This window comes from Rhodococcus sp. AW25M09 (assembly GCF_000333955.1).
Lineage (GTDB): Bacteria > Actinomycetota > Actinomycetes > Mycobacteriales > Mycobacteriaceae > Rhodococcoides.
The window spans coordinates 1-15,551 of record NZ_CAPS01000120.1 but is presented as its reverse complement, the minus strand read 5'-3'; the positions used below and the strand labels follow the sequence as shown (position 1 = coordinate 15,551).

16 protein-coding genes are annotated in these 15,551 nt (G+C 64.9%); 8 read left to right on the top strand and 8 right to left on the bottom strand.

Annotated features, from left to right (window positions below):
- Positions 1–77: 77 nt before the first annotated feature.
- Together serC and RHODMAR_RS22580 are read right to left on the bottom strand one after the other, a co-directional pair.
- Positions 78–1,199: a phosphoserine transaminase gene (gene serC, locus RHODMAR_RS22585; protein WP_008719267.1), complete on the bottom strand. Its 1,122-nt coding sequence runs from the start codon at positions 1,197–1,199 to the stop codon at positions 78–80.
- Between the two features lie 69 nt (positions 1,200–1,268).
- Complete coding sequence (locus RHODMAR_RS22580; protein WP_008719265.1) at positions 1,269–2,387, bottom strand: citrate synthase 2; 1,119 nt, start codon at positions 2,385–2,387, stop codon at positions 1,269–1,271.
- Positions 2,388–2,522: 135 nt separating this feature from the next.
- Here RHODMAR_RS22580 and pdxH point away from each other — a divergent pair, with 135 nt between their 5' ends.
- From pdxH to RHODMAR_RS22550, 6 genes are all read left to right on the top strand, one after another.
- Complete coding sequence (gene pdxH, locus RHODMAR_RS22575) at positions 2,523–3,140, top strand: pyridoxamine 5'-phosphate oxidase (protein WP_042940122.1); 618 nt, start codon at positions 2,523–2,525, stop codon at positions 3,138–3,140.
- Positions 3,141–3,145: 5 nt separating this feature from the next.
- Complete coding sequence (locus RHODMAR_RS22570; RefSeq protein ID WP_042940131.1) at positions 3,146–4,420, top strand: MFS transporter; 1,275 nt, start codon at positions 3,146–3,148, stop codon at positions 4,418–4,420.
- Positions 4,413–5,342, top strand: coding sequence for an aldose 1-epimerase family protein (locus RHODMAR_RS22565; RefSeq protein ID WP_042940121.1), 930 nt, complete (start codon positions 4,413–4,415; stop codon positions 5,340–5,342). The genes RHODMAR_RS22570 and RHODMAR_RS22565 overlap by 8 nt, the downstream gene beginning before the upstream one ends.
- Positions 5,339–6,277 (top strand): carbohydrate kinase family protein, encoded by a 939-nt coding sequence (locus RHODMAR_RS22560; protein ID WP_008719256.1) that lies wholly within the window; start codon positions 5,339–5,341, stop codon positions 6,275–6,277. The genes RHODMAR_RS22565 and RHODMAR_RS22560 overlap by 4 nt, the downstream gene beginning before the upstream one ends.
- A gap of 70 nt (positions 6,278–6,347) precedes the next feature.
- Entirely contained in the window at positions 6,348–7,646 is a 1,299-nt protein-coding gene (locus RHODMAR_RS22555) for a citrate synthase (protein WP_008719254.1), read from the top strand.
- Between the two features lie 141 nt (positions 7,647–7,787).
- Positions 7,788–8,285, top strand: a complete 498-nt coding sequence (locus RHODMAR_RS22550; protein ID WP_008719251.1) for a hypothetical protein — start codon at positions 7,788–7,790, stop codon at positions 8,283–8,285.
- Positions 8,286–8,305: 20 nt separating this feature from the next.
- Here the strand turns inward: RHODMAR_RS22550 and RHODMAR_RS22545 are convergent, their stop codons facing one another.
- Complete coding sequence (locus RHODMAR_RS22545; RefSeq protein ID WP_008719249.1) at positions 8,306–9,106, bottom strand: carbon-nitrogen hydrolase family protein; 801 nt, start codon at positions 9,104–9,106, stop codon at positions 8,306–8,308.
- 215 nt (positions 9,107–9,321) lie between these two features.
- Between RHODMAR_RS22545 and RHODMAR_RS22540 the strand changes: the two genes are divergently transcribed.
- Positions 9,322–9,681 (top strand): FKBP-type peptidyl-prolyl cis-trans isomerase, encoded by a 360-nt coding sequence (locus RHODMAR_RS22540; RefSeq protein WP_008719247.1) that lies wholly within the window; start codon positions 9,322–9,324, stop codon positions 9,679–9,681.
- Here RHODMAR_RS22540 and RHODMAR_RS22535 read toward each other — a convergent pair.
- The 4 genes from RHODMAR_RS22535 to RHODMAR_RS22520 all read right to left on the bottom strand — a co-directional run bounded on the left by RHODMAR_RS22535 (position 9,656) and on the right by RHODMAR_RS22520 (position 13,061).
- Positions 9,656–10,696, bottom strand: a complete 1,041-nt coding sequence (locus RHODMAR_RS22535; protein ID WP_008719242.1) for an isopenicillin N synthase family dioxygenase — start codon at positions 10,694–10,696, stop codon at positions 9,656–9,658. The two genes, RHODMAR_RS22540 and RHODMAR_RS22535, sit on opposite strands and share 26 nt — an antisense overlap.
- A gap of 70 nt (positions 10,697–10,766) precedes the next feature.
- A complete protein-coding gene (locus RHODMAR_RS22530; RefSeq protein WP_008719241.1) occupies positions 10,767–12,068 on the bottom strand; it encodes a sensor histidine kinase in 1,302 nt (433 codons plus the stop codon).
- Positions 12,065–12,808, bottom strand: coding sequence for a response regulator transcription factor (locus RHODMAR_RS22525; protein WP_008719240.1), 744 nt, complete (start codon positions 12,806–12,808; stop codon positions 12,065–12,067). Before RHODMAR_RS22525 ends, RHODMAR_RS22530 begins: the two co-directional genes overlap by 4 nt.
- Positions 12,809–12,854: 46 nt before the next feature.
- Entirely contained in the window at positions 12,855–13,061 is a 207-nt protein-coding gene (locus RHODMAR_RS22520; protein ID WP_042940119.1) for a hypothetical protein, read from the bottom strand.
- 139 nt (positions 13,062–13,200) lie between these two features.
- On the opposite strand from RHODMAR_RS22520, the gene RHODMAR_RS22515 reads away from it, so the two are divergent.
- Positions 13,201–14,529 (top strand): cryptochrome/photolyase family protein, encoded by a 1,329-nt coding sequence (locus RHODMAR_RS22515; RefSeq protein ID WP_008719239.1) that lies wholly within the window; start codon positions 13,201–13,203, stop codon positions 14,527–14,529.
- On the opposite strand, the gene RHODMAR_RS22510 is transcribed toward RHODMAR_RS22515, so the two are convergent.
- Positions 14,516–15,454 (bottom strand): DMT family transporter, encoded by a 939-nt coding sequence (locus RHODMAR_RS22510; RefSeq protein ID WP_008719238.1) that lies wholly within the window; start codon positions 15,452–15,454, stop codon positions 14,516–14,518. The two genes, RHODMAR_RS22515 and RHODMAR_RS22510, sit on opposite strands and share 14 nt — an antisense overlap.
- Between the last annotated feature and the right edge of the window lie 97 nt (positions 15,455–15,551).

The window sequence follows — 15,551 nt, the reverse complement described above, 5'->3', positions numbered from 1 at the left end:
CGTTCCGCAGGCTCCACTCCCGCCTGCGAAGGGTCGTTCCGCAGGCTCCACTCCCGCCTGCGAAGGCCGCTGGCCGACTAGCTCAGCGTGGACACGACCCAGTCGATGCTCTTGGTCAATGCGGTGATGTCGTCCGGCTCGATCGCGGGGAACATGCCGACACGCAACTGGTTACGGCCTAGCTTGCGGTACGGCTCGGTATCGACGACGCCGTTGGCGCGCAGAACCTTGGCGACCTGGGCTGCGTCGACGCTCTCGTCGAAGTCGATCGTTCCGACGACCTGGCTGCGGTGATCCGGGTTGGTCACGAACGGCGTCGCGAACTCGCTCTTCTCGGCCCAGTCGTACAGGCGCGAGGACGAATCGGCAGTGCGCGCGGTGGCCCAATCCAGACCGCCCTGCGAGTTCAGCCACTCGATCTGATCGGCGAACAGCAGCAGTGTCGCCACCGCGGGGGTGTTGTACGTCTGGTCCTTGCTGCTGTTGTCGATGGCGATCGGCAACGACAGGAAGTCCGGAACCCAGCGGCCGCCGGATGCGATCTCATCGACGCGCGCGAGGGCGGCGGGGCTCATCAGAGCGACCCACAGCCCACCGTCGGCCGCGAAGCACTTCTGTGGAGCGAAGTAGTAGACGTCCGAGTCGGCGACGTTCACCGGCAGACCGCCTGCGCCGGACGTGGCGTCGATCGCGATGAGGGCGTTCTCGGAGCCGGCCGGACGGCTGACCGGAATGGCCACGCCCGTGGAGGTCTCGTTGTGCGCCCAACCGATGAGGTCGACGGACGGGTCGGAGGTGGGCTCGGGCGCACTGCCCGGCTCGGCCTTGACGACGATCGGGTCACCGATGAAGGGGTTGTTCTTGGCCACCGAGGCGAACTTCGAGCTGAACTCGCCGTTGGTCAGGTGCAGGGACTTCTCGCGAATGAGGCCGAATGCCGCCGCATCCCAGAACGCAGTGGTGCCACCGTTGCCGAGCACGACCTCGTAGCCCTCGGGGAGCGAGAACAAATCCTTCAGGCCACTGCGTACGCGGCCGACGACATCTTTGACAGGCTTCTGGCGATGGCTGGTGCCGAACACGGAGGCGCCGACATCGACCAGGGATTGCAGCTGCTCGGGGCGAACCTTGGACGGGCCGCAACCGAAGCGTCCGTCGGCGGGCAGGAGATCGGCGGGAATGATCGGCAAATCGGCCATGGAGTAGCGCGTCCTAGCGTCGATGGAATATGGCACTCACAGGGTAGTCGGGTGCCACGACACCTCCGACTACCGGATCAGTTCCCAGCCTTCGACGGACTCGGGGGTGCGGGGTTCGGGGCCGGTGTAGAGGGCGGCGGGGCGAACGAGCTTGCCGAGACGCTTCTGTTCCAGGATGTGCGCGCACCAACCGGCAGTGCGGCCACAGGTGAACATCGCAGGCATCATGTGCGCCGGCACCTCGGCGAAGTCGAGAATCACCGCAGCCCAGAATTCGACGTTGGTTTCGATGGCGCGATCGGGCCGGCGTTCACGCAGTTCGGTCAGTGCAGCTTGTTCGAGTGCAGCGGCGACCTCGTAGCGCGGTGCATTCAGCCTCTTGGCGGTGGCGCGCAGCACGCGGGCCCGAGGGTCCTCGGCGCGGTAGACGCGGTGCCCGAAGCCCATGAGCTTTTCCTTGCGATCGAGGATGCCCTTCACGAGCGCGCGGGCGTCTCCGGTCTGTTCCACTTGTTCGATCATCGGCAGCACACGGGCGGGCGCACCGCCGTGCAAGGGACCCGACATCGCACCGATGGCGCCGGACAGGCAGGCAGCGACGTCGGCCCCGGTGGAGGCGATGACGCGTGCGGTGAACGTCGAGGCGTTCATGCCGTGCTCGGCGGCCGAGACCCAATATGCGTCGATGGCGGCGACGTGCGCGGGGTCGGGTTCGCCCTTCCATCGCACCATGAATCGCTCGGTGACGGTGGCGGCCTGATCGATGCGGGTCTGCGGTACTGCGGGCTGGTAGATGCCGCGGGCGGACTGGGCGACGTAGGACAATGCCATCACCGAGGCGCGGGCGAGGTTGTCGCGTGCGGTGCTGTCGTCGATGTCCAGCACCGGTTGGTAGCCCCAGATGGGAGCGAGCATCGCCAGGCCGGCTTGGACGTCGACGCGGACGTCACCGGTGTGGATGGGCAGGGGGAAGGGTTCGGCCGGTGGCAGCCCACGCCCGAACGCTCCGTCGACCAGCAGGGCCCAGACATCACCGAAGGTGACGTTCTGTGCGACGAGTTCTTCGATGTCGACACCGCGGTATCGCAGCGCTCCGCCGTCCTTGTCGGGTTCGGCGATGTCGGAGGTGAATGCGACGACACCTTCGAGACCGGAGACGAAATCCTCGGGAACTTGTTGAACAGCCATGGCCTGTGGACTCCCTCGTCGCGATTGCGCCCGGTTCTGCGCCGCATCCGGGCGTTCTGTGCCAGAACCATAGCCGGGATATACGCGGGAGTAGCGTCTGGGCTTGTGTCCGAACACGAACAGCGCCTGGCGAACATGCGGGTGGATTACGGCGAGCCCGAGGACCTCGATGTCGATGCTCTGGCCGGCGGGTGGTTCCCGCTGGCGCAGCAGTGGTTGGCCGACGCGATAGCGGCAGATCTGCCCGAGCCCAATGCCATCGTGTTGGGAACCGTCGACCAGGCCGGAAAACCGGCAACCCGCACTGTGCTGTGCAAGGGCCTCGACGTCGACGGTGTGGTGTTCTACACCAATTACGACTCGGACAAAGGTCGTGCGCTCGCTGCAACGCCGTACGCGTCGGTCACCTTCCCGTGGATTGCACTTGCCCGCCAGCTGACCGTTCGGGGCTCGGTCGTCGAGGTCGACGACGAGACCACCGAAACCTATTGGCGCACCAGGCCGCGCGGTTCTCAGTTGGGGGCGTGGGCGTCCGAGCAGTCGCGCCCCATCGGTTCGCGCGAGGATATGGCCGCGCGACTGGCCGAGGTCACGGCGACGTTCGACGGCATCGAGGTGCCGGTCCCGCCGAACTGGGGTGGCTTGCGCGTCGAACCCGAGACGGTCGAGTTCTGGCAGGGTCGAACGAGCCGTATGCACAACCGAATCCGCATCACGTTGGCAAGTGGTGTGATCGAGCGTCTGCAGCCGTGAGCGGGTTGCGCGGCATTCTTGCCGACACGACACCGCTGAAGACCCCGACATATCGCCGGCTGTGGCTGGCGAACATCGTCACCGTCATCGGCGCTCAGCTGTCCATCGTCGCTGTGCCGCAACAGGTCTTCCAGATCACCCTGAGCTCCGCCTACGTCGGCCTGACCGGTGTGTTCGCGCTGGTGCCGCTCGTCGTGTTCGGGCTGTGGGGCGGCGCGTTGGCCGATGTGATGGACCGACGCACCCTGTTGACGATCACCACCTGCGGCCTGATCGGAACGTCTGCGCTGTTCTGGCTGCAGGCGTTCCTGGGCCTGAACAATGTGTGGGTCGTTCTGGTGTTGTTGGCCGTTCAGCAGGCGTTCTTCGCGGTGAATCAGCCGACCCGCAGCGCGATCCTCCCCAGAATCCTGCCGGGTGATCAGCTGCCCGCCGCGAACTCGCTGAACATGACGGTGTTCAACTTCGGCGCGATCGCCGGACCGCTCAGCGCGGGAATTCTGATCTACTACATCGGGCTCGAGACCCTCTACCTGATCGACACCATCGCGTTGTTCGCGACGCTGTGGGCGGTGATCCGGTTACCCGCGATTCCGCCGGCGAAGTCGGGTCAGCGAGCCGGATTACGGTCCGTGTTCGAGGGTTTCGCCTATCTCGCGACGCAGAAGGTGCTGCTGGCATCGTTCGTGGTCGACATCATCGCCATGGTGTTCGGGATGCCCCGAGCGCTGTTTCCTCAAATCGCACACGAGAGCTTCGGAGATCCTGCGTCGGGCGGGCCGGTGCTGGGCATGCTGTTCGCGGCGATGTCGGCGGGCGCGGTGGTGGGTGGAGTGTTCTCCGGGTGGCTGCCCCGAGTGCGCAGGCAAGGCCTGGCGGTCCTGATCTGCATCGTGGTGTGGGGTGCGTCGATGATCGGATTCGGCGTCGCCGTCGGCACCGCCACCGACGGAGCCACCGCTCTTGCCCTGTGGTTCGCGCTGGCGTTCCTGGCCCTCGGCGGCGGAGCCGACATGATTTCGGCGGCCTTCCGCAGCACGATGCTGCAGCAGGTGGCGACCGACGAGATGCGCGGCCGTCTGCAAGGCGTCTTCATCGTCGTCGTTGCCGGTGGTCCGCGAATCGGCGACGTGTTGCACGGCGCCGCGGCCGCGTCGGTCGGAACAGCGGCCGCTGCAGCAGGTGGTGGAGTGCTGGTGGTCATCGGTGTCTCGATCGCGGCCCTGGCACTTCCGGCGTTCATTCGGTACCGAGTGGGTGCCGTGATGAAGAATGGCTGACATGGCCGACACACAGACCTACTCGTTGAACAGCGGCAAGTATCGGGCCGACATCTCGGCCGTCGGAGCGGGCCTTCGGGTCCTCGAATACGACGGTGCTCCGCTCACCGAGACGTGGGAGGCGGGCACCAAGCCGCCGCTGTCGGCGGGGCTGGTATTGGCCCCGTGGCCCAACCGGACGGCCGACGGAACGTTCACCTTCGGCGGCGTCGACCATCGGATGGAGATCACCGAGCCCTCCCGGAACAACGCCAGCCACGGATTCGTCCGACGTGTGGCATGGGCGCTGGTCGAGCGCACCGACAGTCGCGTCGAACAGAGCGCCGACGTCGGGACGCATCCGGGCTGGCCGTTCTCGTTGACGGTGACCGTGGTGCACGAGTTGTCGGCGGACGGTCTCACCGTGACCGCGTCGGCGACGAACACCGGCGATACCTCTGCGCCCTTCGGTATGGGTTTTCACACCTATGCCCGGGTCGGAGATGTGCCGCTGGACGAGTGCACGCTCGAGTTCTCGGCCGGCACACGGCTGCCGCTCGACCCGGTACGCAATCTGCCCGTCGGCACTTCGGTTCCGACTGCCGACACCGAGTACGACTTCAGGCAGGCGCGATCGCTGCAGGGGGTGCAGCTCGATACTCCGTTCAGCGCGTCGCTGCCCGACGTCGACGGCCGGGCGAACCATGTTCTGCGCGGCCCCGACGGTGCCGCGACCGTGTTGTGGACCGACAGCAACTTCGGTTGGGTGCAGGTGTTCACTGCCGATCCCGCGAACGATCAGGCCTACCCCGATCGGGGGCGGGCCTTGGCAATCGAGCCGATGACGTGCCCGCCCGATGCGCTGAACTCGGAGATCGATCTGATCGTGCTCGAGCCGGGGCAAACCTGGTCGGGTACCTGGGGAATGAGGTACGAGAAGTGACGATTCTGGTGTGCGGTGAGGCATTGGTCGACCTGGTCCCGGTGCACGAGGGGCCGTTGCTCTCGCCCAAACTCGGCGGCGGACCGTTCAACGTCGCCATCTCGATCGGTCGATTGGGTTCGCCCGTGGCGTACCTCTCACGCATCTCTCGCGATGCGTTCGGCGAACAGATCCTGGCGAGTCTGCGGGATGCCGGCGTGGATGTCGCGTGGGTGCAGCGCGGCGACGAACCGACGACATTGGCGATGACCACGCTCGCCGAGGACGGTAGCGCCGAGTACTCGTTCTACGCCGACGGCACCGCCGATCGCCTCGTTGCCGATCCCGGAGACCTGCCCGACGAGATCAGCGTGCTGTCGTTCGGCACGTTGTCGCTGCTCTACGAGCCGGGCGCGTCGATGTACGCGGGCCTGCTGCACCGGGCGCGGGCGGCGGGCAAGCTCACGATGCTCGACCCGAACATCCGTCCGGCCGCCATCGACAGCACCAGCGGCGATATCACCGCCGACGGATTTCGCGACCGCTTCCGTTCGTGGTTGCCCAGCATCGACATTCTCAAGGTGTCCGAGGACGACGCGCACTGGTTGGGGCTCGGAACACAGGGCACCACCGTCGACGACTGGCTCGCGGCAGGGGTCACCGCTGTGGTCATGACCCGTGGCGGCGACGGTCTCTCGGTCTTCATTGCAGAGGGCGAGACCTCGGTGCCGGGTGTCGCCGTCGACGTCGTCGATACGATCGGCGCTGGTGACACGGTGCACGGTGCTCTGCTGAGCTTTTTGCAGAAGGAGAGCATTATCACATCGAACGCGGTGAAAGAGATGAGCAAGCAAGATTGGCAACAAGCGCTTGCGTTCGCTGCGAAGGCAGCGGCAATCACGGTTTCTCGACCCGGTGCCGACCCTCCCTGGGCGTCCGAGGCGTCGAGAGGCTAGTTTCACTATCGACGTAAGAACTGTCCGTTTTAAGTACGTGTCCGTTACACGAGTTCGAGAGGGACCATTCGTGCCCGCTGAGAATGACGCCAAAGCCACCCTCACCTATCCCGGTGGCGAATACTCCATGTCGATTGCCGAGGCCTCCGAGGGCAACAACGGCATCGAGCTGGGAAAGTTGCTGGCCACCACTGGCTACACGACGCTGGACGGCGGGTTCGTCAACACCGCATCGACCAAGTCGGCCATCACCTACATCGACGGTGACGCAGGCATCCTGCGGTACCGCGGGTACCCGATCGAACAGCTCGCGGGCAAGTCGTCGTTCATCGAGGTCAGCTACCTGCTGATCTACGGGGAGCTGCCGTCCGCCGATCAGCTCGAGACGTTCACCGACAAGATCCGTAGGCACACGCTGCTGCACGAGGACCTCAAGCGGTTCTTCGACGGGTTCCCGCGTAATGCGCACCCGATGCCGGTGCTCTCGAGTGCGGTGAACGCTCTGTCGGCGTACTACCAGGATTCGCTGGACCCCAACGACCCGGAGCAGGTCGAACTCTCGACCATCCGCCTCCTGGCCAAATTGCCGACCATCGCGGCGTACGCGTACAAGAAGTCCGTCGGTCAGCCGTTCCTGTACCCGGACAACTCGAAGAGCCTGGTCGAGAACTTCCTCCGCCTGACGTTCGGCTTTCCGGCCGAGCCATACGAGGTCGATCCCGAGATCGTCAAGGCACTCGACATGCTGCTCGTCCTGCATGCCGATCACGAGCAGAACTGCTCCACCTCGACGGTCCGGCTCGTCGGGTCCTCGCAGGCGAACCTGTTCACCTCGATCTCCGGCGGCATCAATGCGCTGTGGGGCCCGCTGCACGGCGGCGCCAACCAGGCCGTGCTCGAGATGCTCGACAAGATCAAGGCCGATGGCGGCGACGCCACCGACTTCCTGCGTCGGGTGAAGAACAAAGAAGACGGCGTCAAGCTGATGGGCTTCGGGCACCGGGTGTACAAGAACTTCGATCCGCGCGCGACGCTGGTCAAGGAAACTGCGCACACGATCCTCGGCAAGCTGGGCAACGGCGACGAACTGCTCGAGATCGCCCTCAAGCTCGAAGAGACCGCGCTCACCGACGATTACTTCGTCGAGCGCAAGCTCTACCCCAACGTGGACTTCTACACCGGTCTGATCTACCGCGCGATGGGCTTCCCGCCGCGCATGTTCACCGTGTTGTTCGCGATGGGCCGCCTCCCCGGCTGGATTGCGCACTGGCGTGAGCAGAACGAGGACACGACCGGCAAGATCGGCCGTCCCCGCCAGATCTACACCGGATACACCGAGCGCGACTACCAGGACGTCAGCTCTCGCTAGATCCTGCTGTACCCGACGCCGCCGGCTCCCATTCGGAGCCGGCGGCGTCGTCGTTTTGCGGCCCCGAGTTCGCAGTTATGCGGGCGATAGTGCAGCTTTTGTAGGTATAACTGCGATTTCGGCGTCCGATACCATTCCACCATGGTTGACCGAGGGAAAAGCTGGTGCTCGGTGACCAGGGTCGTGGCCTTGACGATCGCTGTCGTTCTGTCGGCAGCGAGTTGCACGGACAGTGGCGACGAGACGTCGGACCAGCCGCGTCCGTCGGTATCGTGTGCAGCTGCCAAGGATCGCGAACATGCGACAGGCACGTGGGGTCGAGCCGCCGGCGAGAGCGAAAGAACCGGATTCGAGCGGTTGCTGACCGCGGACTGCAACATACCGAGTTCGGAACCGTCCACCTTTTCGAGCTACGACCAGCTGGACGGCCCGCGATCCCTGGGACTGCACCTCCAGACTTTGTGCATGCCGTTCGAGGTGGCGTACGTGGAGGACGACGACATCGTCTCTGTTTGGGTCAGAACGACGGTGGTGCAAGATCTGTACGCGATCTGCGACGGCGACGTCGACGCGCGGCTCGGCACCTACGTACTCGTTCTCGATAGGGATCTGGGCGACCGCATGGTCGTTCCGGGCTGACCGGACCCTTCGCGGCACCGTCAGGCGTCGAAGTGCTTGCGGTTCTTCAGCACTGGCAGACTCTTGCGCACCGCATCGACCAGTGCGGTATCGATGTCGATCGTCAACATGCCGGGCGTCGAGTCGAGTTGGCCGAGGATCTCGCCGGTGGGGGAGCTGACGATACTGTGTCCCACGCCCCGTGGGGCATTGCCCTCGGCGGCAACGGGTTCGGCCTGGTCGCACGCCGCGATGAACGTCGTCGAATCCAGGGCGCGTGCGCGCGCGAGCAGGGTCCACTGCTCCACTTTGCCATCGCCCGCGCCCCAGGAAGCAGGGACGACGATGACGTCGGCACCGAGATCACCGAGTTTCTGGAACAGTGCCGGGAAACGAATGTCGTAGCAGGTGGCAAACCCCACCTGGACTCCGGCGATACCTACCACGAGCGGGTCCGAACCCGGTGCGACGGTGTCGGATTCGGCAAAGCCGAAAGCGTCGAACAGGTGAATCTTGTCGTAGCTCGCGTCGATACCGGTACCGGTGACGAGCAGTGTGTTCGCCACTCTGTCGTCGGCGGCCGGTGTGAACATCCCGGCGACGACGGTGATGCCGTTGGTGGCCGCGATCTCACGCACCGCGTGTGCCCATTCGCCGTCGAGGGGTTGGGCGACCTTGCGGATGGGGCCGCCGAAGCATCGCATCGTCGCCTCCGGAAACACGACGAGGTCCGAGCCGGCGTGTGCAGCGGCACGTGCGTGGGTGTCGATGAGTTCGAGGTTGTCGGCTGGGTTCTCGCCGCTGGTGATCTGGGCCAGGCTGATACGGATCGTCGAGCTCACGGTGTGACTCCTGGTTTCGTCGTCGGAAGACAGGTACCTGCATCGTATGCAGCCGCTGTGGGGGAGCGAGACCGGCCGCACTCTGACCTGCGAATACCAGACGATGTTGATGCCAGCTCCGATTGGCTGACCGTCACGACGTAGAGTCGGAAAGGAATATGCCCAGAGCATCGCAGTCGGCGTCGACGGGCCGGCATCAACCGCAGGAGACTTCAATGACGAAGCCAGTAATCGAATTTCAGGCCGGACCGGCACCCTTGGATCTTGTGTCGGTCGACCTCGTCGAGGGTGACGGCGCAGAAGCAGTACCAGGTGCCACCGTCGAGGTGCACTACGTCGGCGTCGAGTTCGACTCCGGCGAAGAGTTCGACTCGTCCTGGAACCGCGGCGAGTCCATTCAGTTCCCCCTGAAGCAACTGATCCAGGGTTGGCAGGACGGCATCCCCGGAATGAAGGTCGGTGGCCGTCGTCAGCTCACCATTCCGCCGGAGCTCGCCTACGGCCCTGCCGGTGCAGGTCATCGCCTCTCCGGTAAGACCCTCGTGTTCGTCATCGACTTGCTGGACGCGAAGTAACCGCACCTCGTACTCGCTCGGCTTCGTGGGTTGCCGAGGCATTGGCCGTTCCGCCTCGGGAACCTGCGAGCTTCGCGTGGATGTGCTCTGCCACGGTGACCGGCCGGTAGCGGGCGACTGATCCTGGTTCGATGCACGACGGCATCGGCGCGACCACCGCGTCGAGGTTGCCGTCGTGAAAGAACGCAGCAGATCGCCGACGCCGGATCGTTCCGCCCGATACCGGCGGCCGCACCCTGTGCAGAGTGGACATCCAGCGGTCGTTGGTCAGTCGAGCCGTCAGATCGCCCAGGTTCACCAGCATCGCTCCCTCGGCGGGCTGCACGTCGTGCCAGGACCGGTCGGTGCCGAGAACCTGAAGGCCCGGTACTCGATCGGCCCACAGCACAGTCACCAAGCCGTAGTCGGTGTGCTCGCTCATTCCGGTGAGCTCGAGTTCGGGTACATCGGTCCCTGGGTCGAGCGCGTAATTGTTCATGCGCAGGGTGTCCAGGGATCGATCGGTGATGCGGGAGAACAAGTCCGGTGACACCCCGAGAGCATCGGCGAACACTCCGGTCAGCGTCCGTGCCACGCGTGCGGCCTCGGTGAAATACAGTTCGACGGCGTCCCGGAACCCGGCCGCGTCGGGCCAGGTGTTCGGCTCGCCGGTGCCGACGTTGAACGCCTCGAAGTAGTCGTTCATGCCCGACGCCGATTCCACCCCGAGACTCAGGCTCAACGTTTCGCTTTTCGGAGCGGTGTATCCGCGATTGAGTTCTGGCGGGCGGATGTAGGTCGACTTTTCCGCCGAGTCGAGGCCGAAGAACGAATCCATCGCCGACGCGAGCCCGGCAACGATCTCGTCGGCGATGCCGTGACCGACAATCTGCATGAAACCAACTGTGCTGCAGGCATAATCGACGTCAGATGCAACACGCTGGCGAGCGGCTGCGTCGACAGGCGCGGCGCGGTCACCCAGAACGTACGGCGCGATGTCGATGGTGGGGACGGTGAAATCCGACGACGAGTGCATGGTTCCATGTTCCTCGTGTCGGCACTGCCTGCAGGTTTCTTCCGAGTAAAGAATGTCTGGCTTCAGGGCTTCAGCGGTCCTGTAACTCCAACACCAATCGCGCGCCGCCCAGCGGACTGTCGGTGAAGTAGGCGCGCCCATCGTGTAATTCGGCCTGCTGGGCAACCAGCGCGAGGCCGAGCCCGGAGCCGCCTTTGGCTGCCCTCGTACCGCGCTCGAAGCGGCCAAACACCGTCTCGCGTTCGTCGAGGGGAACTCCCGATCCGTTGTCGTCGATCAGCACGCGCACCGTCTCGTCGACACGTTCGGCGGTGATGACGATCGAGGTTGCGTTGCCGTGCCGAACGGCATTGCCGATCACGTTGTCCACGGCCAGCCGCAGACCGGTCGGTAGCGCGCGCATCGTGATCTCGAAGTCGGAGTCGGATCCGACGTGGATGTCGAGCCCGGGATGCAGTCGTTGCGCATCCTGGGCCGCGACGTCGCAGATGTCGATGATGTCGGTCTCGACCCGGTCGCCCTCGCTGGACAGCTCTCCCGAGGCCAGCCGCTCCAGGGCGGTCAGTGTCGTCTCGACGCGTCCCTGCGTCCGTTCGAGGTCACCGAGAATCTCCTGTTGCTGTGCGGGCTCGAGGTCGAGGGTTCTGAGAACCTCGATGTCGGTGCGCATCGCCGTCAGTGGGGTCCGAAGCTCGTGGGCGGATACGGCCGCGAAGTCGCGTGCGGTGTCGAGCGCGGCATTGGTGCGATCCTGGGCCTCGTTCAACCTGGTGAGCATGCCTCCGATCGCGACAGCCAGCTCGTCGGCCTCGGTGACTCCCGTACGCGTCTGGGGAGCGGTCGGCGGCTGCGCGCTGACCTGCCGAGTCAACGTCACCAACGGTTTGACGGCCCGGCCGCCGAACAGCCAGCCCAGGCCCGTGGAGACTGCGATCGCGGCCAGCCCCAGCAGCATCACCTGTCTCTGCTGCTCGTCGGTGACCTGCTGCGCCTCGATGGCGGGCACGCCGATCGAGATGGAGATGGACGAGACCGCGGTCGATACCGCGGTGTACACGCGGAACCGCTGACCGTCGACATCGACGGTCTCGGATCCGGTGCCCAGCGCAGGCAGCCGTGTCGGTGTGGACGCGACAACGATGTCGCCGCTGCGAATCGTGACGGCGAACGCGCCGGAGAGCTGGTCGAGGAAGGCCTCGAGGGTCGTCGACGTCGGTATCAGTACTTGAGACGCAGCGGTGAGACGTTCGTCGAGCTGATTGACGTTGTTGCGGGAGATCGCGACCGAGGTGACCACCGCAAGGGCGGCAACGACGAGGGTGGCACCGAGGGCAGTGGCGGCGGCGACGCGGGCACGCAGCGAGAACCTCATACCGATTCCCTGACGACGAATCCGACGCCGCGCACGGTGTGCAGAATGCGCGGCGATCCGTCGCTTTCGAGTTTGCGGCGTAGATAGCCGACGAAGACGTCGACGACATTGGTATCGGCGACGAAGTCGTACCCCCATACCAGTTCGAGCAATCGCTCACGCGTCAGTACGACGCCTTTGTTTCGCGCCAGAATTGCCAGCAACTCGAATTCTCGCTTGGTCAGGTCGATGTCGACTCCGCCGCGATGCACTCGATAGCCGGGAATGTCGACCACGAGGGTTCCGACGGCCACGGCCGAGTTCGCTGCTCCCGAATTCGATGCTCCCGAATCCAACACCGGCGCAACCGCACTGGTACCGCGTCGGCGGAGCATGGCACGAATGCGGGCCACCAGCTCGGCCAACACGAACGGCTTGGTGAGGTAGTCGTCGGCTCCGGATTCGAGTCCGGCGATGCGATCGTCCACCGAGCTGCGCGCACTGAGCACGCAGATCGGGATGTCGTTTCCCATGGCGCGCAACGCGGTCACCACGCTGGCACCGTCGAGTACCGGCATGTTGATGTCGAGCACGATGGCGTCGGGGGTCGATCGGGACACCACGCCGAGTGCCTCCGCGCCGTCGGATGCGGTGATGACGGTGAAACCGGACAGCCGCAATCCGCGTTGCAGCGACGACAGCACGTCGGCGTCGTCATCGACAACGAGGACGGTGGCGGGGGAACTCGACGATTCGGTCACTTGTTCATTGTGGCGGCTGGGTCCGTCGCCAGTCCATTGTGGCGGTTCAGGCAACCCAGCTGTCGACGGTGGTGCGTCGTTCCTCGGGTGTCTTGGCGAAGAACTCCTCGAGGGCACTGCGGCGACCGGTGTCGGCATCGAGTGACCAGGCGAGCGCAGGGGCCTTGGCGTAGAGCTGCTCGTAGTACTTCTCGAAGGTGCAGGTGCTGTCGATGAGGGAGAGGGCACCGGGGAAGGGGCGTGTGCTGGTCATGATGTTCTCCTTTGCTCGTCGGTATTCACCAAGCTAGAGGCTGTTGTTGCGGCCTTGGTGAGCCATCGTTGGCGGTTCTCTGAGAATCGCCGAACTGCGCGGGTGATTGCCGGACGCGGCCGTGGGTAACACTGGATGTATGTCGCTCGTATGGTTTCGCCGTGATCTCCGTCTGGGGGATCTGCCCACGCTCACCGCTGCGGCCGAGTCCGGAGATCCGGTGCTCGGGCTCTTCGTGCTCGACGACCGTTTGCTGAAGCCCTCCGGCGGGCCGCGCAGGGACTTCCTGTTCCGTTCGCTCGAGGCGCTCGACGAGCAGCTCGACGGCCGGCTGATGGTGGTACGCGGTGACCCGGAGACGGTGGTCCCCAAGGTGGCGAAGGCGATCGGAACCGAGGAAGTACACATCAGTGCGGACTACGGCCCCTATGGGCGCGAGCGTGACGCGCGTGTGGGCGAGAAGGTGACTCTGGTCGAGACCGGGTCCCCGTATGCGGTTGCTCCCGGCCGGATCACCAAGAGCGACGGTGAGCCGTACAAGGTCTTCACCCCGTACTCACGGCAGTGGATGGAGCATGGTTGGCGCGGGCCGGCCGATACGTCCGCGAAGACGGCGGAGTGGATCGACCCGGACGAGGTCAAAGGCGTTCGGCGGGTGAAGATTCCCACCGAGAAGGATGCTTCCGACGCGGCGGCCGGTGAGAAGGCTGCGTCGAAGCAGTGGAAGGACTATCTCGAGCAGGTATCGGCGTACGACGACGAGCGCAATCGTCCCGATCTCGATTCGACGAGCCGGATGTCGGTGCATCTGAAGTACGGCACCATTCACCCGCGGACAATGTTGGCCGACCTGGGCAAGTTGCGTAGCGAGGGTGCCGCGTCGTACCGCAGGCAGATTTGCTGGCGAGATTTCTACGGCGACATCCTCTTTCAACGCCCCGACAGTGCCCGAGAGAACTACGTCGAGAAGTTCGACAAGATCGAACTGGACTCGGGCAAGCACGCCGACGAGTTGTTCGATGCGTGGTGCAAAGGAGAGACCGGCTTTCCGATCGTCGATGCCGGTATGCGGCAGCTGAACTCGGAGAAGTGGATGCACAATCGAGTGCGCATGATCGTCGCGTCGTTCCTCGTCAAGGACCTGCACCTGCCGTGGTGGCGGGGCGCGCGGTACTTCATGGCGAATCTCGTCGACGGCGATCTGGCCAGCAACCAGCACGGTTGGCAGTGGACGGCGGGCACCGGCACCGACGCCTCGCCGTACTTCAGAGTGTTCAACCCGATCACCCAGGGCGAGAAGTTCGACCCCACCGGCGACTATGTCCGCCGCTGGGTGCCGGAGCTACGCGGCGAAGAAGGAAAAGCCGTGCACACGTTGAAGTTCGGGCGACCCGAGGAGTATGTCGAGCCGATCGTCGACCACAAGCACGAGCGGGAAGTGGCCTTAGCGCGATTCAAGGCGCTGTAACACGTCGAGGTGCTCGAGGATCTCGACGCTTTCGGGACAATCCGACTCCCACCAGGCAGATCACTCCGCCGACCACGGCGAGGTAGTGTGGGATCTCGCCCAGCAGCAGCCAGGCCAGCGTGATGGTGATCGGCGGCACGGCGTACGTGGTGATGCCGAGTTTGCCGGCGTTCATTCTCGTCAGTGCATAGGCCCAGGTACTGAACGCAAGGGCGGTCGGCACCAGCCCCAGATAGATCAATCCGCCGGTGGCACCGGCCGAGGCACCCTCGAGGTCGTCGAGCAACGCCGGTGCAAAGGGCAGCGTGCACACCGCGCCGATGGTGCATGCCATCCACGTGACCTGCAGTCCGGGGATCGTGCGCAGCACCGGCTTCTGGCTGAGAACCCCGACGGCGTAGGTCACCGCTGATACCAGGCACAGTGCGATGCCGAGGACGTCGGCGTCGGTCTTGGTGGTCGAGGTGGTGGTCACTGCGGTGACGACGCCGACCATGACTGCTCCCGAGAACGCGATGCCCGCGCCGATCACCAGCCACCTCGGGAAACCCTCGCCGAGAAGCAGACCTGCGAACAGGGCGACCAGGATCGGACCGATCTGAATGATCATCGACGTCGTTCCGGCGTCGACTCGTTGCTCGGCGGCATTGAGGGAGACGTTGTATATGCCGAACCAGAAGACGCCGATGCTGATGATCTGCAGCCATTGGGTGCGGTTCGGCTTCACCCAGTGTTGTCTGGCCAGGACGATTGCCCCCAGCGCACACGATCCGATCAGCAACCGGCCCAACGCGAGCGGGCCGGCTCCGAACGATTCGCCGACGCCGCGAATCGCCACGAAGGCCGAGGCCCACGAGATCACCGTGACGACGACTGCGCCGGCGGCGAGCCAGTCGACGGCAGGACGGGTGTCGAGATCTGTCATGAGCACGACGCTATCGCGCAACAGATCACCCTGGCGCGCGGATTTCGGCCATGGTTGCGCGAATTGGCGTCGGGAGGACCTCACCCCCTCGTGCGCC